The organism is Rhodococcus sp. M8 (assembly GCF_015654185.1).
GTDB classification, from domain to species: Bacteria; Actinomycetota; Actinomycetes; order Mycobacteriales; family Mycobacteriaceae; genus Rhodococcus; species Rhodococcus aetherivorans.
The window spans coordinates 3,915,450-3,934,821 of record NZ_CP064065.1 but is presented as its reverse complement, the minus strand read 5'-3'; the positions used below and the strand labels follow the sequence as shown (position 1 = coordinate 3,934,821).

The 19,372-nt window shown below is 63.9% G+C and carries 15 protein-coding genes; 6 read left to right on the top strand and 9 right to left on the bottom strand.

Annotated features, from left to right (window positions below; genetic code table 11):
• Positions 1-4 precede the first annotated feature (4 nt).
• The 7 genes from ISO16_RS17775 to ISO16_RS17745 form a co-directional block, all read right to left on the bottom strand.
• The gene (locus tag ISO16_RS17775; RefSeq protein WP_083662361.1) at positions 5-1,687 is read right to left on the bottom strand and encodes a class I adenylate-forming enzyme family protein; all 1,683 of its coding nucleotides are present in this window, start codon (positions 1,685-1,687) and stop codon (positions 5-7) included.
• Positions 1,684-2,622, bottom strand: a complete 939-nt coding sequence (locus tag ISO16_RS17770; protein WP_072633853.1) for an SMP-30/gluconolactonase/LRE family protein — start codon at positions 2,620-2,622, stop codon at positions 1,684-1,686. The genes ISO16_RS17775 and ISO16_RS17770 overlap by 4 nt, the downstream gene beginning before the upstream one ends.
• On the bottom strand, positions 2,622-3,758 hold the full coding sequence (locus ISO16_RS17765) for a CaiB/BaiF CoA transferase family protein (RefSeq protein ID WP_072633852.1): 1,137 nt from the start codon (positions 3,756-3,758) through the stop codon (positions 2,622-2,624). Before ISO16_RS17765 ends, ISO16_RS17770 begins: the two co-directional genes overlap by 1 nt.
• A complete protein-coding gene (locus tag ISO16_RS17760; protein ID WP_072633851.1) occupies positions 3,755-4,156 on the bottom strand; it encodes a Zn-ribbon domain-containing OB-fold protein in 402 nt (133 codons plus the stop codon). Before ISO16_RS17760 ends, ISO16_RS17765 begins: the two co-directional genes overlap by 4 nt.
• Positions 4,153-5,331, bottom strand: coding sequence for a thiolase family protein (locus ISO16_RS17755; RefSeq protein ID WP_072633850.1), 1,179 nt, complete (start codon positions 5,329-5,331; stop codon positions 4,153-4,155). Before ISO16_RS17755 ends, ISO16_RS17760 begins: the two co-directional genes overlap by 4 nt.
• A 220-nt stretch (positions 5,332-5,551) precedes the next feature.
• Positions 5,552-6,664, bottom strand: a complete 1,113-nt coding sequence (locus ISO16_RS17750; protein WP_006931479.1) for an NDMA-dependent alcohol dehydrogenase — start codon at positions 6,662-6,664, stop codon at positions 5,552-5,554.
• Positions 6,665-6,695: 31 nt separating this feature from the next.
• Entirely contained in the window at positions 6,696-8,201 is a 1,506-nt protein-coding gene (locus ISO16_RS17745) for an aldehyde dehydrogenase family protein (RefSeq protein ID WP_072633849.1), read from the bottom strand.
• A gap of 279 nt (positions 8,202-8,480) precedes the next feature.
• Here ISO16_RS17745 and ISO16_RS17740 point away from each other — a divergent pair, with 279 nt between their 5' ends.
• The 5 genes from ISO16_RS17740 to ISO16_RS17725 all read left to right on the top strand — a co-directional run bounded on the left by ISO16_RS17740 (position 8,481) and on the right by ISO16_RS17725 (position 13,583).
• Positions 8,481-9,212 (top strand): GntR family transcriptional regulator, encoded by a 732-nt coding sequence (locus tag ISO16_RS17740; RefSeq protein ID WP_006931474.1) that lies wholly within the window; start codon positions 8,481-8,483, stop codon positions 9,210-9,212.
• A gap of 633 nt (positions 9,213-9,845) precedes the next feature.
• Entirely contained in the window at positions 9,846-11,033 is a 1,188-nt protein-coding gene (locus tag ISO16_RS17735) for an MFS transporter (RefSeq protein WP_170914006.1), read from the top strand.
• Positions 11,027-11,161: a hypothetical protein gene (locus ISO16_RS28945; RefSeq protein ID WP_268256877.1), complete on the top strand. Its 135-nt coding sequence runs from the start codon at positions 11,027-11,029 to the stop codon at positions 11,159-11,161. The genes ISO16_RS17735 and ISO16_RS28945 overlap by 7 nt, the downstream gene beginning before the upstream one ends.
• A gap of 115 nt (positions 11,162-11,276) precedes the next feature.
• A complete protein-coding gene (locus ISO16_RS17730) occupies positions 11,277-12,056 on the top strand; it encodes an alpha/beta fold hydrolase (RefSeq protein ID WP_072633847.1) in 780 nt (259 codons plus the stop codon).
• 183 nt (positions 12,057-12,239) lie between these two features.
• Positions 12,240-13,583 carry an MFS transporter gene (locus ISO16_RS17725; RefSeq protein ID WP_072633846.1) on the top strand — a complete coding sequence of 448 codons (1,344 nt, stop codon included), beginning with the start codon at positions 12,240-12,242 and terminating at the stop codon, positions 13,581-13,583.
• Here ISO16_RS17725 and ISO16_RS29085 read toward each other — a convergent pair.
• Positions 13,498-13,977: an alanine racemase C-terminal domain-containing protein gene (locus ISO16_RS29085; protein WP_442800830.1), complete on the bottom strand. Its 480-nt coding sequence runs from the start codon at positions 13,975-13,977 to the stop codon at positions 13,498-13,500. The genes ISO16_RS17725 and ISO16_RS29085 overlap by 86 nt on opposite strands.
• A 593-nt stretch (positions 13,978-14,570) precedes the next feature.
• Between ISO16_RS29085 and ISO16_RS17715 the strand changes: the two genes are divergently transcribed.
• A complete protein-coding gene (locus ISO16_RS17715) occupies positions 14,571-18,035 on the top strand; it encodes a serine/threonine-protein kinase (RefSeq protein ID WP_072633845.1) in 3,465 nt (1,154 codons plus the stop codon).
• Positions 18,036-18,040: 5 nt separating this feature from the next.
• Here ISO16_RS17715 and ISO16_RS17710 read toward each other — a convergent pair whose 3' ends face one another.
• Entirely contained in the window at positions 18,041-19,303 is a 1,263-nt protein-coding gene (locus tag ISO16_RS17710; RefSeq protein ID WP_083662358.1) for an MFS transporter, read from the bottom strand.
• Positions 19,304-19,372: the final 69 nt, after the last annotated feature.

Sequence of the window (19,372 nt, the reverse complement as noted above, 5' to 3'; positions counted from 1 at the left end):
TGCGTCAGTGGTCGGAGAGCGGAGTGTCAACCGCCGGGGTGGGCATCCCGGCGGCGTCGAGCCCGAGTTCGGTGAGCGCAAGTTCGCGCAGGCGGGCCTTGGGTACCTTGCCGCTCGCGACCCGCGGGAAACTGGCACTGGTTCCGTAGATCACGTGGTGCGGGGCCTTGTACTTGGCGGCTCTGCTGCGGACGTGGTCCTGGATCCGGTCGAGGGTGACGTCGTCTCGGTCGGCGTCGACGAAGACAACGATCGCCTCCCCGCGCGCGATGTCGGGAATGCCCACGGCATGCACTTCGCGGACGCCGGCGATCTCCCCTACCAGAAGTTCCACTTCGAGTGGGCTGACGTTGATGCCGCCGGGCTTCATCATCTCCGAGAGCCGGGAGTGGAAGTGCAGGTATCCGTGCTCGTCCATGTATCCGAGGTCACCGGTGCGGAAGAAGCCCTCGGGTGTCATGACCTCACGATTGCGGTCGGGATCTTTGTAGTAACCCCGCATGACGTGGCCGCGGATCAGGATCTGTCCGATTTCACCGGTCGGTACGGGCTCGTCGGTATCCGGGTCGGCGATGCGGATGTCCCAGTCGGGGAGGGGACGCCCGATGGTGTCCTCGGCCCGCTCGACGGGGTCGTGGGCATCGGTCAGCGCGCACAACCCGTAGGACTCGGTCAATCCATAAATGCTGGTGCCCAGGGTCAGCCCGAGTTCGGTGCGGGCGAGTCGACGGTCCGCCTTGCTCAGGCCGAGGACACCCTTGCGAAGGCTGAGTTGGCGGCGAGCGCAGTCGGGATGGTCGACGAGGCTTCGGGTCATGTTTCCGAGCCCGTAGTACGCGGTGCAGCGCTCACGTTCGAGCAGTTCGAGGGCTCGGCCCGGTTCGTACACCTCCATGAGAACCACACAGGCGCCGTGGGTCCAGGTCGCGCCGAGGGCCTGGATGACACCGAGTCCGTAGAACAGCGGTGTCGCGAGGAACGACCGGTCGTGTTCGTCGAGCGCCTGCCGTTCGCCGATGTTGAAGGTGTTGACGATGGCGTGGTGATGTTCGAGCGCGACACATTTCGGTCGCGCCGTGCTGCCGCTGGTATAGATCAGGTACGCGAGGTCGTCCGGCTCGACTGCGGCTTCCGCATCGGCCAGCGCGTCGTCGCTGATCTGTTCTCCGCAGCCGAGGAACTGACGGAGCGATACGGCAGCCGGGAGGCGGTGCTGCCCGAGCTCGACGACGTGGTGCAAGGCCGGCAATTTCGTGTCATGGAGTATGCCGTCGGGGCCGGGTGCCTCGGTGACCGCCGCGACGGTGCCCGCGACGATGGGAACGTAGTCCGTATCGCGAAGCCGATCGAAGAACAGCAGGACCTTCACGTCACCGTGGTCGAGCGCGTACGCGAGCTCATCGGTCTTGTACCAGGTGTTGATGGGCACGACAACTGCGCCTATCCGCGCCCCGGCCATCGCGGTGTACAACCATTCGGGGCGGTTTCCGGCCAGTATTGCGATCGAGTCACCACGGCCGATTCCCATGGCCAGCAGCGCCTTCGACCATTGGCTGACCCTGTGATCGAGTTCGGCGAAGGTGGTGGCCGTCCCTTCGAACGAGATCGCGGCCCGGGTGGGGAAGCGGTCGGCCATTTCGTGCAGCAGGGCCCCCCAGGTGCGAGCGGCAGGAGCTGATGCGGTCATTGGAGTTCCTCGCGGTGTGCAGGCGACGAATCGGGTGGGGCCGGAGAAGAAGGCGGGGTGGGTAAGCCGGAGGTTTCGACAGGGAAGGCGAGTACGCGCCCGCCCTTGGCAACGGTGACGATCAGACGGTCGAGCGCGTCGCCGGCGAAGCAGACGCTGGTGGGCATCGTTCCTACACCGATCGCCAACTGCTCACACATCTGGCCGGTCGAGTCGAAGTAGGTGACCTTTCCCGATTTGCTGCCTGCTACCCACAGACCGCCCTGAGCGTCGATGGTGATGCCGTCGGGGGTCGAGACGGTGATTTGCGGGAAGTCATGATCGACGGTCGCGCTGTGTGCTGTGACCACATAGCGGCGTACCCGATTACGAGCGGTCTCGGCGACATACAGGTGTTCCGGGTCGGGCCCGAACGCAATGCCGTTGGGAAAGAAGACGTCGTCGAGAACGACTGAGGCGTGATCGGCCGCGGGGTCGTACCTCCAGACGCGACCCGGCAGGGCTGCGCTGCCGAAGCCGTGGCCGTTCGGGTCGGTGAACCAGAGGGCGCCGTCCGGTCCGAACGTACAGTCCGACGGAGCGTGAACCCTTCCGTTGAAGATGGTGCTCGGCGCGGCGGCCGCCCGGTGATCCCAGACCTGGATGGACGGCGAGACCGGCACCTGTGATCGGGTGGGCATCGCGCCGCCACCATTCTGGGTGATCCACAGTCGCCCGTCGCAGCCGAGAGTCATGCCATTGGGTCCACCACCGGTTTCGGCGACTGCCACAGCCGGGCGCCCGTCGAGGAAGATCTCGTACAGCGCGCCTCGACTGACGCTCGTGACGAACAATCGGCCGTCTGTGGTCCATACGGGCCCCTCGGTGAAACCGATGTTCTTCCCGAGTGTCAGGCCGTCGTGGACTGTTCTGCGGATAATTGTCGGTGCCGCCATCAGTGCTGTCCTGTTCTGATTGTCGCCGGTGCCGCGCGGACGGTCGACGCCCAACGCGTCATCAGGGTCTCGGCTGGCTCTGTGTTCTCGCCGCGGCCACCGGCGGTGCCCGGTGTTCTGCTGTAGCGGGGAGCGGGCGCCGGCTCGACGCGATCACCACGGACGAGGGTGTTCCGAAACTGCATATGCGGATCGGTCACCGCCTCGTCGAGCGCGAGAACGGGGGATACGCACGCGTCGAGTTCGGCGAAGACCAGTGTCCATTCTGCGCGCGTTTTCATCCGGAAGATTCGCGCAAACAGGTCCTTCATGGCGGGCCACTGCGCCCGGTCGTGCTGTGCCGGTAGGTCGGCGTCGGCGAGCCCGAGACCGAGGAGCAGTCGCTGGTAGAACTGCGGCTCGATGCTGCCCACGGCCATGAAGGCGTCGTCCGCGGTCCGGTAGACGTTGTAGAAGTGCGAACCACTGTCGATGCTGTTCGTGCCGGGTTCGCCCGACCAGTTCCCGGTGGCCTTACGGTTCCAGATACCGCTCATGAGCAGGCTGGTTCCGTCGATCATTGCGGCGTCGACGACCTGGCCGGTACCGCTGGATACCCGCTCGTAGAGTGCGGCGAGGATTCCGGTGACCAGCAGCATCCCGCCGCCGCCGTAATCGCCGACGAGGTTCAGTGGCGGAACAGGGACTTCGCCCTGGCGGGCGATGGACCGGAGGGCACCGGTCAGGGCCAGGTAGTTGATATCGTGCCCAGCGGTAGCGGCGAGTGGCCCGTCCTGCCCCCAGCCGGTCATTCGGGCGTAGATCAAGGCCGGGTTGCGGTTCAGGCAGGTGCCGGGTCCGAGCCCAAGCCGTTCCATCACGCCCGGCCGGAATCCTTCGATGAGTACATCGGCGTGGTCGATGGCCTCCAGAGCACGGTCGCGATCGTGTAGGTCCTTCAGATCGAGGCTCAGTGCGGTCCGTCCCCGGCCGAGGATGCCGGGGTCGTCGGTGCGCTGCCCGGGCCGGTTGATGCGCAGAACTTCCGCGCCGGCGTCGGCGAGCATCATCGCGGCGAACGGTGCCGACCCGAGTGCGGCAATCTCGACGACGCGCAGTCCACGGAGCGGGCCGAGGGAGGGGGCTGTGTCGGTCATGTGCCTTCCTTGTCGGCTGCGACGAAGATCAGGTGCGACTCTCCGTCGTCGATGGTGGTGAAGTCGGCGCGGACTCGCTGCCCGATCCAGAGAGAGGACATCGGCGCGCCGACGACGTTGCCGTAGATCCTGGCGCCCTCGTCGAGTTCGATGACCGCGACGACGTACGGGCTCGGCAGGTAGAAGTCGGTCAGGTAAGTCCTGTGGAAGGCGGCGTAGGACCACAACCGGCCCTCACCGCTCACCGTGGTCCACTGCGGGCTTTCCGTGTTTCCGCAGCGAGTGCAGGCCGCTTTCGGGGGGAACTGATGGTTTTCGCAGGCTGCGCATGCGCTGATCAACAGCTCGTGCCGGGCCAGTCCTTCGAGGTGGGCGGTCAACGAATAGCGGGGGTTCATGCCTGTGCTCCGTACACGACCGAGGTCACCACGGGAGCGGCGCACAGGTACTGAGCGATGGTCGCATCGTGCACCTGGCGGTCGCCGCACGTTTTCCTCAACTGGCGGATGGCCTCGACGTTCAGCCCCCACCCTTGCATGTAGCTTTCCGACAGATGTCCGCCGGAAGTGTTGATCGGCAGTTCACCGCGCAGTCCGATGCGGCCGTCCTGGATCCATGCTCCGGACTCGCCGGGAGCGCAGAATCCGAGGCCCTCCAAGGTAAAGAGCACATTGGGGCTGAAGTTGTCGTATGCCATCAGGACGTCCACGTCGGCCCGAGTGCAATCGGCCATTGCATACGCTTGTTGCCCGGCGGTGCCGATTGCCTCGCGCCAGAAGTCGTCCGGCGGGAAATCAGAGTTGCGCAGCTGCCCTTGTTGTCCGAACCCCAGGACGTGAACGGGTGGTTGAGCGCAGTCGCGGGCCCGGTCCGCTGAGGTGAGAATCATGGCCACGCCGCCGTCGTTGATCAGGCAGTAGTCGTAGATCTTCAGCGGTTCGACGATGAAACGGGACTCGAGGTAGATCTTGTGTGAGATGGGATCTTTGAATACGGCTTGCGGATTCCGCGATGCGTGCTCTCGCAGGGTGACCGCAACCTGCGCCAGTTGTTCGGCGGTGGTGCCGTACTGCGCACAGTGCCGCTGGAACATCATCGCGTAGAAGGCTCCGGGCGAGGTCATCCCATACGGCAGGGTCAACGCCGGGTTGGTGCCGTATCCCTCGGCGGCCGCGCTGGCGCTCGCGCCGCCGCCTCCATAGGTGTGCCCACCCGAGCGCCCGTTGTTGCCGTACACCAGCGCGACGGTGGAGGCCACTCCGGTAGCGATGGCCAGCACCGCCATCTGGATGGCGACGCCGGTCATGCGTCCCTCCGCCGGCAGCTGCGCCGACCAGCGGGGCTCAATTCCCATCCGCGAGGCCACCACCTCGTAACTACTCACCCGGTTCACGATCAAGCCGTCGAGGTCGTGCGCGCTGAGTCCGGCATCGGCAAGTGCAGCCTCGAGGGCGGTCAAGCCCAAATCGTCGGCGGAGGAACCCGTGAAATTGCCGAATTCGGTCGTGCCGACCCCAACCACTGCGGTGGCCGCGCGAAGTGCGGCGCGATCTGCGTGACGGTGCGTGTGCACTACAACTCCCGATTTGATAAATGATACGTACGGACAAATTCACTGTGACATGCCCGCGGTGTTTTCGCAAGAGGGTGGACGTGAGGGTTGTACCGTATACCTTTGTGCTGCTGAGGCATTGGGCTAAGAGTGAGTTCACCGGATGTGCGAGCATGCCACGGCGACCTTCCGGTCCCTTGTGAAGAGACCGGAAGGCCCCAAGCGGCCGCGGTAGAAGCGCTCAGAGTGAGAAGTCGATGATTCCGCGGATGTTCTTACCGTCTCGCAAGTCCTGATAGCCCTGGTTGATCTCGGCGAGCTTGTAACGGGTGGTGATGAGTTCGTCGAGTTTGAGCTGTCCTGCATCGTAGAGTCGCAATAGCCGGACGATGTCGTACTGCGGGTTCGACGAACCGAACAGAGTGCCCTTGATGGTCTTCTCCATGAACACCATTTCCTGACCCGACACGTGGACGGTGAGGTTGGCGGCATTGGACACGCCCGTGACCACGACCGTCGAGCCCTTCCCGATCACCTTGAATGCTGCGGTGATGGTTTCCTCGTCCATGGTGCCGATCAGCACGAGGGCCTGATCGGCACCCTGGCCCCAGGTGAGTTCATCGACCTTCGCATGTGCTTCCTCGGCGTTGGAAAAGACGTGAGTCGCTCCGAATTTGAGCGCGGTGTCTCGCTTGAATTCGACGGGGTCAACACAGACGATGTACTTCGCTCCGGCGTGCACCGCACCCTGAACCGCATTGACGCCCAATCCGCCGATGCCGTAGATCACGGTGGTGTCACCGGGGCGAACGTTGCCGGCATTGACGGCGGTGCCCCATCCGGTCGGGACGCCGCACCCAACGAGCACTGCAGAGTCGAGGGGAAGCCAGTCGTCGACCTTCACGACCGAGTACTCGGACACGGTCGCGAGTTCCGAGAAGGCGCCGAGCATACAGAAGGCGCTGTAGTCGGTGCCGTCCTTGTGTAGGCGGAAGGTGCCGTCCGGCATGCTGCCTTCGAGAATTGTCGATCCGGCATCGCAGAGATTCTGGTGCCCGGTCGAGCAGTACCGGCAGATGCCACAACTCGGGGTGAAGCTGCAGACCACGTGGTCTCCGACAGCGACCTTCTTCACGCCTGGGCCGATCTTCTCGACGATGCCCGCGGCTTCGTGCCCTCCCACCATCGGATAGCGCACCGACAGATCTCCGTCCATCATGTGCAGATCCGAGTGGCACAGTCCAGCCGCGGACATTCGCAGCATGACCTCCCCGGGCCCGGGATCGTCGATGTCCAGTTCCATGATTTCGAACGGGGCGTGGGGTGCGGTCAGTACGGCGGCGCGTGTCTTCATTGTTCTTCCGATCGTCGTTCGAAGGATTTTCTCAGCTGTGCATGGTCCATACGGACTTGGTTTCCAGATATCCGTCGAGGCTGTCCGGGCCCAGGTCACGGCCGTAGCCCGACTGGTGGAACCCGCCGAACGGAGCTGCTGGATCGGTCAGCCCCCAGCCGTTGACGTAGACGGTCCCGGCCTGCAGTCTGCGCGTCATCGTCTGGACGGTATTCACATTCGTCGTCCAGATACCCGCGGCCAAGCCGTAGTCGCCGGCATTCGCCCGCTCGATGACCTCGTCGATGTGGTCGAAGGCGAGAACGACGACAACCGGACCGAAGATCTCCTCACGTGCGCATTCCATGTCGTCGGTCGCATTGGCGATGATCGTCGGAGGGTGGAAGTGCCCGGTCAGATCGCCGGGAACCTGCGCAGCCTGATAGACATTGGCGCCCTTGATTTTTGCACGTTCGACGTATCCCCGGACGCGCTCGAGTTGCGCATTGTTGACCAAAGGGCCGAAATCGACACCCTCGTCGAGTCCATGTCCGATCCTCAACTGCCCGGCGATCGCGGTGAGTTGCTCGACGACCTCGTCATGGATGTCTCTGTGTACAAACAATCGTGATGGTGCGCTGCAGGTTTGACCGGAGTGCCAGAAGATGCCGCCCGCAGAACCGGTCAACGCCTCCGTCACGTCGGCGTCGGGCAGGATGATGTTGGCGGACTTGCCACCAAGTTCGAGTGTCACCCGTTTGACGTCGGCCGCGGCTTGGCGAGCGATGTGCTTGCCGACCTTCGTCGAGCCGGTGAATGTGAGCTTGTCGACCCCAGGATGGGCAACCAAGGCTTGACCAGCGGTCCCGCCGGTGCCGGGAACGACGTTGAGCACGCCGGGGGGCAGTCCGGCCTCGCCGGCGAGTTCCGCCAGCCACAACGCCGACAGGGGCGTTTCTTCGGAAGGCTTGAGGACCATCGTGCACCCGGAGGCAAGTGCGGGGCCGATCTTCCATCCGCACAGCAGAAGTGGGAAGTTCCATGCGGTGATCGCGCCCACCACTCCGACCGGTTCGCGTTCGGTGCGCACGTGGATACTCGGATGAGATACCGGGACGGTCGAACCGACGATTTTGGTGGGCCAGCCGGCGTAGTAGTGAAACGCCCGCGCGGCGAACTCGACATCGATGTTTCGTGCTGCGCCGAGGACCTTCCCTGCATCGAGGACCTCGAGCTGAGCGAAGTCATCGGCGTGCTGGTAGATCAGATCGCCGATCCGGTGGAGGATGCGTCCGCGGTCGAGGGGGCTCATCTGCCGCCACGGGGCCGACTCGGCAAACGCGCGCCGGGCCGCGTCGACCGCGTCGGCGACGTCGTCCACTCCTCCGGAAGCCGCAACCGCGATCTGGCGCCCGGTTGCCGGGTCGAAGACGGGCATCTCCTCGCCGGTGCGCGCTGCACGCTGTCCGCCATCGATGAAGACGTGCGGGGCGATCCTCAGACGGTTGACGACAGCCGAGGAGAGAAGGTGATCGGTCGATGCGATGGGTGTCATCATGCCTCTCAGATTGGATATGTGATACATCAGATGTGACTCACGTTACGCCCGCGTGGCCTCGAAGTCGAGTCCGGCCCCGGCGCCGCGGACAGCGAAGTGCCGAGCCAGGAGAAGCGGCCGGCTGACGAACTGCACGAACCCGCTGTTCAGAGCCGTCGATGCGCTACTTGGGGATGATTGGCGTGCGGCGGCGTGTTGCACGCGGCGATGCGTCAGCGGCGCCCCCTACGGATCACGTACACTAGCCCGTGTTGATGATTGATCAAATTAGGAGTCGAGATGACTGCGTCTGACGCCGGAATCGATCTACCGATTCGTGCTGCACAGAACGGTGGCCGGCGTGAGGACGCTCGTCCGCAGGTGGCGCGACGAAACATGAGTGGTCAGGTCGTCGACTACATCAAGAATATGATCTTCGACGGGTCTCTGATTCGGGGACAGCGAGTGCCGCAGGACCAAATCGCCAAAGATCTCGGCGTCAGTCGTCTGCCGGTTCGGGAAGCGCTCATCACTCTCGAGGCCGAAGGATTGATCGACTCCGAGCCGCATCGCGGTTCTTATGTTGTCCCCATCCGGCGCGAGGACATCGACGATCACTACCGGATCTACGGAATGGTGCAGGGGCTCGCGTCACGACGCGCCGCGTCCCGTATCACCCAGCCAACGCTTGCCCGGTTGCAGGAGCTACACGAACTCATGCAGAACAGCGACGATCCTGACGTGCTTCATAACCTGAACTGGGAGTTCCACGCCCTCATCAACCAGACGGGTGGCAGCCGGCGCCTGTTGTCGGTGCTGCGGCAGCTGGCCAAGAACCTGCCACGGGCCGTGTACGAGGCACCGCCCGGCGCGAGTCCCGAAGCCACTCGGAGTCACCAGAAAATGCTCGACGCCTTGAAGCGTGGGGACGGGGCAGCAGCGGAGGCTGCGTCGCGCGAACATGTTCAGTTCGAGGGCGAGTACGTGATAGCCAAGCTCAAGCGCGACGGCATCCTCGCCGACGACGACTGAGGACGGCGAACAGACACGTCGGAAGACGGCGCAGGTCACCGGCCGGGCTGAGACGGTGAACCGGCCGGTGACCTGGCGGGCGAGTGCGTCCGAAACTCGGCAGGTCGAGTTGCTGCTGCATCCACCCCAGCGCGATGGCTTCGGCCCATGTACGCGCGCGCGTAACTTCCGCTCTCGACCGTTCGATGATGTCCAGCGCGTCCAGGGCCCGCGCCATCGACGTGGGAAGAAACGCGGTGAGCTGACCACGGATGTGAAGAGCCGCGCGTCGGGCTGCCGGTCATCCAGCCCGTCTGAACGCCGGGCCCCTCATGGCACGGTGGAGGACGGACCATCCGCTGCGCCGAGATAGGTCTCGTTCCGCGAGTGACAGCGATCGGCCGGGGTGTCGGCACTCCCCCGCCTTCCTTCCTCGTAGGAGCAGGTAACTTGTATCAAATATCCGGGGGATATTCGTCGACATGAACCCTAGCCACACTGCCCTGGCGGTAAAAGTACCAGTTCAGAGCGGTCATACGTGCCACTCCCGATCTCCCCGTGGCTGCACACTTGATAAATGATGCAAAAAACCGCAGACTGTGTGGCGCACGCCACTGCGTGATCCCCTCCTCCTCGATGTCCCCAGGAGCCCCGATGCCAGAAACAGCCATCGACGATGGTTTGCGCGAACGCCCATCCACTCCACTTTCCGCGGAGAGCAACCGCCTGAGGCCCTACCACTGGGCTGTCATGGTGCTCGGGGTGCTCGGCTACGCGACCATCGCCGCCGACGCCGCGATTTTCCCCACGAGCTATCCCCTCATCCAGCAGAGTCTGGGGTTCTCCGACAATGCCGTCGGGTACATCTATGCGGCCGGATTCTTCACCTGCGGCGTCATCGCCATGTTCCTCATCGGCCCGTTGACGGACCGCTTCGGTCGTAAGCCACTCTTCGTCGCAGCTATCGCAATCTGCTCTGCGTTCACTATTCTTGCTGGATTCTCTTGGAACACTCTGTCATTCGGTGTAATGCGATCGATCGCAACAGTCGGGTACGTTTCGTGGGGACTGGCCACCGTGCTCATTGCCGAGTCAGTACCTGCGAAGCACCGGGGATGGATGACCGGGACCGTACCAGTGGGGTGGGCCATCGGATTCGGAACATCAGCCTTCTTCTCCGAACACATCGCAGCCAGCATGGGATGGCGGGCGGTGTTCTGGATCGTCGGCGTACTCCCCTTGGCCTTCGGTATCGCGGTCTTCTTCGTCATCAAGGAAACACCGCACTTCCAGGACCTCCAGCATGCCCGTCGGACGGGGGCGAGCAAGTTCCACGTTGACGTCGCCAAGACGGAGAGAAGTGTGCTCGCTCAGCTGTGGGCAGCGGATATGCGTCGCCGCACCATCGGAGTAACCCTGTTCTTCCTCTTCATCGTGCCCCAATACGCCATCATGTCCTATTTCGGACTGAGCTTCCTGCAGGCGAAGGACATCTCGTTTCTCGAGGCCAACCGCGCAATAACCTGGGCAAACTGGCTCGGTATCGTCACCATCCTCGCCGCCAGTTTCCTCACGCGGGGCAAAGGCGCCCACTACACCCTCACGTCCGTCGGAGTGCTCGGATCTGTCTGCGCCATCTTCATGGTGTACCTGGCCACACCGTCGACGATCTTGCCCTGGTTCGTCGTCTACGTCTTGATCACCATCGGGCTATGGGGCGGATCCTCGAACTTCTTGCAGAAGCCTTTCCCACCCGTATTCGTGGCACGGGTGGAGCATGGGGTTCTGGCATGTTGTGGGCCAGCTACGGAACTCTTGCGCTCATCGTCGCTCCATTGCTGACCGTCTACAGCTGGAATGTACTGGTCATCGTCTTCGGTGCCGTACTGCCGCTGATCGCGCTGATCGGCCTGTGGCTGGTTCCGCAACCGAAGGCGCTCAACTCCAACCTCGAAGACCTGCTGCACTGACATGTTCCCCCGCACACTCCGAGCGATCCGGAGGATTTCGGCGCCGTTGTCGAACACAACCTCCCCGTGCCTCGGCCCTCCGCCTCAGGCCCAATGACATGAAAGGGAAGAGCCGATGAAGGTTTTCGACGTTGTAGACCAGGGACACGGACCAACGGTGCTCTTCTCCCACGGCACGCTCCTGGATCGGACCATGTACACCGAGCAAACCGCTGCTCTGGCCGATCGCTACCGAACCATCGCCTACACCAGCAGGGCCGGAACATCGGAGTATGCCACCGACTACGACCTCGACTCGCTGGTCTCCGATTGCCTGGAGGTGGCCGCCCGAGCAGGAATCGACCGATTCGTACTGGTGGGAATGTCCGTGGGCGGTTTCATGGCGATCGAACTGGCCCTGAAGCACCCTGAACGGCTGGCCGGGCTGGTCCTGATGGACACGATGGCTGACGCCTATACCAGCGAGGAGAAGGCTCGGTTCGCCGATGTATTCCGACCCATGAAGAGCGAAGCCCCCATCTCCGCAAGCTTCGCACAAACCTTCGTTCCCATCATTTTCGGCCCGCAGGCCATCGCGAACCGTCCCGATTTGGTCGATTCGTGGGTGCGCAAGTGGCGGACCAGACCATCGCGGTCGGTGTGGGGCGAATACAACTCGTGGATCGGCAAGCACGAACGCCTTTCCCGCCTGCCGGAGATAGAGATCCCGACCCTCATCGTGCACGGTGAGGACGACAACGGCATCGACATTGCAGCTGCCGAACGGATGCATGCCCGGATACCGGGCTCGGCCTTTGCCCGAATCCCAGGCGCGGGTCACTTGGTGACTGAAGAAAGCCCCGATGCCGTGACAACCGCGCTGACGACCTTCCTCGATGCCCTACCGCGTTGGTAGATCCGGCCGGACAGTCATCGAGCATCCGTGGACTACCTGGTCTCCCGTCGAGCATCGTCGTCACCGGTGCCGATCATGATCGACGGAGGACAGTCCGCGTGAACGTTGCCCGACTCCCGGAAACCGTGCACTACGCAACGGTTGCCGCTTCCTCACATTACTGTTCTCTCTGGAGGAACCATCATGAGCGTGCCTGAAAAGCGCTCCACCACAAAGATGCTTCGTGTAACTGCAGCAGGATTCGCCGGCACCGCACTCGAGTACTACGACTTCTTCCTGTACGGCACCGCCGCAGCCCTCGTGTTCGGACCCCTGTTCTTCCCGTCATACAGCCCACTGGCGGGGACCCTCGCCTCCTTCGCGACTTTCGCGGTGGGATTCCTGGCGAGGCCATTGGGCAGCGTGCTCTTCGGCGGAATGGGTGACAAGGTCGGCCGGCGCAAGACGCTCGTGGTCTCGCTGTTGATGATGGGCACCGCAACGGTTCTGATCGGCATACTTCCGACATTTGAGCAAGTCGGCTGGCTTGCACCGCTCCTGCTGGTCACTCTCCGTTTCGTGCAAGGCATCGCGATGGGCGGAGAGTGGGGTGGAGCTGCACTGATGCTCGTCGAGCATTCACCCCCGCGCCGGCGCGGGCTGTATGGCAGCACCGTCCAGATGGGGGTGCCCGGTGGACTCCTGTTGTCGACCATCGCCGTCACCGTCAGTGACCACATCTCCGGCGACGCTTTCGAAACGTGGGGATGGCGGATTCCGTTCCTGCTCAGCGCCGGACTCTTCGCCATCTCGATGTTCATTCGCCTCGGCGTCGAGGAAACCCCGGACTTCACCGAACTGCAGAATGCATCGGCCCAGCAAAGCACCCCGGTGCGCACACTACTGCGCAGTCAATGGCGGGACGTCGCATGGGCCGCGGGCGTCATTGCTCCCGGAGGCATCCTGTTCTATCTGGTTTCCACCTATGCCGTCTCCTACGGCACCACCATCTTGGATATCAGCCGTACCACGATGCTCAATGCACTGCTCGCCGCATCGATCGTTTATTTGATAAGTCTGCCGGTATCCGGTCATCTGAGTGACCGGTTCTCACGCCGTACTGTCCTTCTCGCCGGGTGCTTCACCGCCCTGTTCGGAGGGTTCGTGCTGTTCGCACTGATGAACACCGGATCGGGCTGGGCCGCGTTCTTGGGTATCACCTTCATGCTGGCGGTGGTGCATTCGGCACTGCAAGCCCCGCAGCCGGCCTTCCTCGCGGAACGATTCAGTGCCGATGTCCGGTTCAGCGGCGTCGCGTTGAGTCAGGCACTGTCGGTCAGCGTCATCGGCGGCACCGCCCCCTTCATGGCGACGCTGTTCTATAGCTGGACGCACTCCACCTGGCCGATCTGCACCTGGCTCGCACTCTGGAGCGTGGCTGGGGCCGTCTCGACGATCGCGCTCAGCAGGAGACCATGTGCGATCGACGATGCCGGGCAGCGACCGGCCGATACCGACCGGGAACACCGGCTCGGTGCGACACGTTAACTGACCGGCACTCACGACAATTTCCGCGGGTGTGCTGTTCCGTCCGCTCGGTGGACAGCGCACCCGCGGCGCTCTGAACCGTAAATATGTTGCGCGCCAATGATATAACGCCACTCGATCCGACTACGCAGTCCGCCGAGGATCTCGGCGGGGGTCGTCCCGAACGCGCGAGCCCACCGATGCGCGCCCCCGGTGGTGCCCTCAGTTCCTCGAACAACACCGCACGATCTCCTTCCGTGACATCGGTGTCCGTCCCGAGGTAGACCACAATCCGATCCATGCACACCAGCCCGATCCGAGGGCGCCACCTACCGCCCAGCAGCACCGGCATACTGCGGCCAGCGCACGCGCGCTCCCGTCCGCGTGCCCCACGGGCAGCAGCGCGACCGAACAGTCCCTCTCTGCCACCCGACCGAGGTCGGCATGGACCGGATCGAAACGCAGGTCACCGCGGCACCTGCTCGAGGTGAACGTTCGCAGTTGACGGCCACCTGATCCCTCGCGGCGGTCCCGTGCCGTGCCACCGCTATTACCCGGCCAACGCACTGACCGCGATCTTGCACCGCACGGTGGCTGTACGCGTCTGGCTCGACTGCCGCCATCGACGACGCCGGCGGGGTCGGAGCCGACAGGGCCATCGTGCTGCGGGAGACGGGGGCGAGGTTCACACAGGCTTCGATGACAGGTCGTCGGTCCTTCAGAGATGCGGTGCTGGGAGCGCCATCGTTATCCCAGTAACGATTGACACGGTTACGGCCCTCGATTCGATGCTCCGCACCCGCCCACACAGGGTGGGGGATGACGGGTAGTGCCGCGGACGAGGCCGCGAATCCTGCTTGACCCCTCCTCAGCCACCATCGCGGTCATCGAGCGTGTATTGACGCGTTCAGGGCCGGTTCGGTCGGCTACCAGATTATCCTTGATTCAGTAGGCGCGAGGTGGGTGATGAGCCGATTCAAGGCACCAGGTGCCGGTTCGAGGTCGTAGGTGGCCGAGACCGATCCGGGGGCAACGCAGCGCGACCAGACTGCAGCCATCGCCACGGAGCTGGCTGCGGAGGGATTCGAGGGCGCCACGGAGATCGGACGGGGCGGCTTCGGTGTGGTTTATCGCTGCGAAGAGCGGGCTCTCGATCGCGTCGTAGCGATCAAGGTGCTCACGACCTATCACGACCCGGAAGGCGTGGATCGCTTTCTCCGTGAGCAAAGAGCAATGGGACGCTTATCCGGGCACCCCAACATCGTCACCATCTATCGCGTCGGGACGACGGGTGCCGGTCACCCGTACCTCGTCATGCAGTACCACGAGCCGGGCTCCCTCCAGTCGCTGATCGAGTCGGGTCCGATCCCCTGGCCCCGTGTCCTACACCTCGGTATCAAGGTGGCCGACGCGCTCGAGACTGCCCACCAGCAATCCATCCTGCACCGAGACGTCAAACCCGCGAACATCTTGATCGACACCTACGGAGAGCCGCAGCTGACAGATTTCGGCATCGCGCGCATAGCCGGCGGGTTCGAGACCGCGGCCGGTGTCGTCACCGGGTCACCCGCCTACACCGACCCCGACGTGTTACTCGGGCGTCCCCCCAGCCCGGCGAGCGATATCTATAGCCTCGGAGCCACCCTGTTCTGCGCGCTCACCGGGCACGCGGCCTTCGAGCGGCGCCGCGGAGAGTCTCTGATCGACCAGTTTCGGCGCATCACCAATCCGAGCGGCTCCCTGCTACGCGACTGGTATGGAGAGATTCCGGAGGAGGTCTGCACTGTGATCGAGCACGCGATGGCACGCGATCGCGGCAATCGTCCCCGCACGGCAGCCGACTTCGCCGACCAATTACGCCGCGCCCACCACAACGCCGAAGGGAGCGCGACAGACTCAGGTGCCGCTCCGGACTACGCTTCACCAGCGTTCGGATTCGGATTCCCGGCACCGCACTCACGGACCCCGATGCCCTCCGGCCGGTACTCGGCACCCCCAACACCCGCCACCAGATTCCGACCCCCACCACCGAGCCGTACGCTGGTCACCCGGGACCGTCTGATGCAGGCCCTTCACACCGATCGACGGCGACGCCTGACCGTCATCCACGCACCCACCGGCTACGGAAAGAGCACCGTAGCGGCACAGTGGCTCCATCAGCTCGCCGACGAGGGCATTGCCACCGCATGGCTGACCATCGACCGAGACGACGACAATCCTCTCTGGTTTCTCGCACATCTCATCGAAGCCATCACCACCGCGTTGCCGGCCTTGGCGACCGAATTGCGTGACACCTTCGAAGCACACGGTGACCGCGCGTGCCCACACGTGCTGACAACGTTGATCAACACACTGCACGATCAAGACCAACACCTGGCTCTCGTCCTCGACGACTGGCATCGGGTCTCGGATCCCTCGAGTGTGGCTACGCTGACGTACCTGCTGGACAACGGTTGCCACCACGTCCAGATCATCGTGACCAGTCGCACGCAAACTGGACTGCCGATGAGCCGGATGCGCGTTCGCAACGAACTAGTCGAGATCGATTCAGCAGTATTGCGATTCGACGAAGAAGAAACACGCAGCTTCCTCATGGAAGCCTCGGGACTGGACCTGGCAACAGAGGACATCGCCGACCTGGCGAGGTCGACCGACGGCTGGGCCGCCGCCATACAGCTGGCGTCGATTTCTCTGCGCTCGTCCGCGGACCCTGCCCAGTTCATTGCACACCTCTCGGGCCGCCACCACGCGATCGGTGACTTCCTCGCCGAGAACGTCCTCGACTCCCTCGATACGGATACGCGCGCATTCCTACTGGCCACCGCCATCCCCGACCGCATCTGCGCCGACCTGGCCTCGACCCTGACCGATGTGCGACGCGGTCAGGCGATGCTCGAGCTGATCGAAGCGCGTGACCTTTTCTTGCGCCGAGTCGACGACGAAGGGCACTGGTTCAGATACCACCACATGTTCGCAGAATTTCTGCGTGGCCGACTCGACACCGAGTTCCCCGGGCGATCGGCGCAGTTGCATCGATCCGCATCCACCTGGTTCGCCGAGCACCGCTTTCTCAGCGAAGCAGTCGATCACGCACTGCGTGCCGGCGATACGCCCGGTGCAGTGAAACTGGTCGAACGCGACGGGACGTATCTGCTCGAGCATTCGCAGATGTCGACGTTGCGTGGACTTGTCGACAAGCTGCCGACAGACAGCACAATGTCCAATCCGCGGCTGCAACTCGCCGCCGCGTGGTCGAACATCCTGCTCTACAACCCCGGCCCCGCTCTGCAGGCACTTGACCGCGTCGATACCGCGCTCACCCACCTCAGCGCGTCGGAGACCCCCGCGCTGCGTGCCGAAGCCTCGGTGATCAGAGCGGTCGTGGAATTGCGTGCAGACCGAGCCTCGCGAATCGACGACTTGGTGCGTCCGTGTCTCGATCGTCCCGATGACTTCCGGCCGTGGGTCGTATCCGTCGCAGCGAACGTTGCGACGTTCGCCAAGATCTGTCGGGCGGACTACCGCGCCGCCTATGCCCTTCAGCACTGGGCCGCAGCGTATCACCAGCGGAACAACGGACCGTACAACTCGGTACACGGACACTGCTGGGTGGGTATAGCGGCCTTCGAGCAACTGGATGTGAAGCTGGCGGAAGCGAGTTTCCGCACCGCGATGAAGATCGCTCAGCAAGTGGATGGTCGACGCTCCTACACCGCTCGGTTAGCCGGCGGGCTCCTCGGTGAAGTTCTGTACGAACAGGGACACACCGCCGAGGCCGAGCGCCTACTCGACGACGGATACGACCTCGGACCACACGCGGGCGCTGTCGACTTGAAGATTGCCCGGTACGTCGTCGGAGCCCGGATCAAAGTGATACTCGGCGACCGGTCAGCGGCCGTTGCACGACTGGACGAGGGAGCACGATTCTCCATGCAGAGGCAACTGCCGAGGCTCTACAGCTCCATCGTCAACGAATCGGCGCGCCTGGATCTCGTCCTACCATCCTCAGATGCCTCGCAAACTGCAGATCTCACCTACGCCGAACGTGCGGAGCAGGTGTCCGGTCTCGACGAGGTTATCGCGCAGAACCGGGAGGAGGCGGCCATCACGCGATTGGTGCGAACCGGATCCCTGGCGAATACCGAGCTCGCATGCCGGTGGGCCGGAGAGTGGGCGGAGCGACTTGCGGGCAGCGAACGCCACCGGGCTGAGCTACGGGCCCGCAGGCTGCTGGCCGGCTGCCTCGCCGCATCCGGCCGTAGCGAAGAGGCTGGAAGCCTGCTCACCGGGGTAGCAGCCCAATGCGCGAAAGCCGGGTTGGTGCGGTTTCTCGCCGATGGCGGAGTACACGTCATGGACACCCTCCGACAAATCGCCGGCAACGTCCATCCCCCCAGCCGTCCGCCGCTGTCGTCGGACCTGCCGGACGAATTCGTGTCGGCCGCGCTCGCGGCTGATGCCGGCCTGCCCTGAGCTCCCTACCGCAGGGATGACACAGCGCCCTCGGTGCTGTGTTGAATCGATCGTCGGGCCCCGGCTCCTGCGGAAGAGACGAGGATCAACCCCGCCCCGATGACGAGCCAGATGGCCGCGGCAAGCATGCCGATCCGGAAACCCCAAGGGCTGACCACCGAGGCGAGGGCTGGTCCGGCGCTGGCACCGAGAAAGGTGAAGGATCCGTACAGTGCCGTTGCACCGCCCGTTTCCTCCGGACGCACCTGCACCAGAAGGGACTCGACAATGGCTGACGCCGTAGCGGAAATCGCCGCCACGAGCAGCAACACCGCTATCGACAGTCCTATCAAGTAGTCCGACGACACCGATCCGGCGGCCACGGACATCGCCGCCACACCCAACGCCGCCGCGCCCCGGCGGGCCGGTCGCCACCGCCTCAGCACTCGACCCAGAAATGGAATGACGAGAAGTGCTGGCACGGTGATCAAGCGCAGCACCTGCAGGGCCTCGGGATTTCCGGCAACCGACGGCGGGCCCACCAGCGAGATGGTGGTGAAAACGCTGACATACCCACCGAGGAATGTGGCCGAAGCACCGAACAGCGCGACCAACCGCCACCTGCACAGAATCGTCACCAAGACCCCGAAGAGCCGCGCACCACGAGGGTGGCCGATGGCCCGCGCCCTCGGAACGAACACAACAACGACCACGGCGGCCACCGCGAGCGCACCCGCACCGAGCACAAAGACCGCGCGCCAACCGGCCGCAACAGCGATCACCTGTGCGGCGACGGGAACGACTGCCGCCGCTCCGAGGAAACCGCTGGTCAAACAGCTCAAAGCCAGCAGACGCTGGCGCGGATCGATGTTCTCGGCAATATACGTGAACGCGGCGGGGGCGAAGGCGGCTGCCGCGCAGCCCTGCCCCGCGCGAGCGATCAGTTCGAGAAGCAGCGTGGAAGGAAGGGCTGCCAGCAGCGTGGTGACGGCAGCGGTGCACAGACCCACAGACATCACGGTATGGGAACCGAACCGCGACGCCAGCGGCCCCGCCGCGAGGAACCCGACAGCATAGGCGACGCCGAACACAGTGGAGGTCGCCGTCACCTGTGCAGGGTTGACATCGAAGGAAGCGGCCATCTGCGGTAACAGCGCCAATACCGAGTACATCTGTCCTACCGCGGTGACAGCCGTGGCGGTGAGAATGATGATCACTCGCCGGGGCGGGACATACCGATCCCGGACGACGTCGATCGAACCGATATCGGTGCTCGTCTCTCGACCCACACCGCCTCCTTCGTGCGTTCCTGGTAGGTCAACCGTGTAATCGATTGCCACCCCGACCACTTCGTGGTG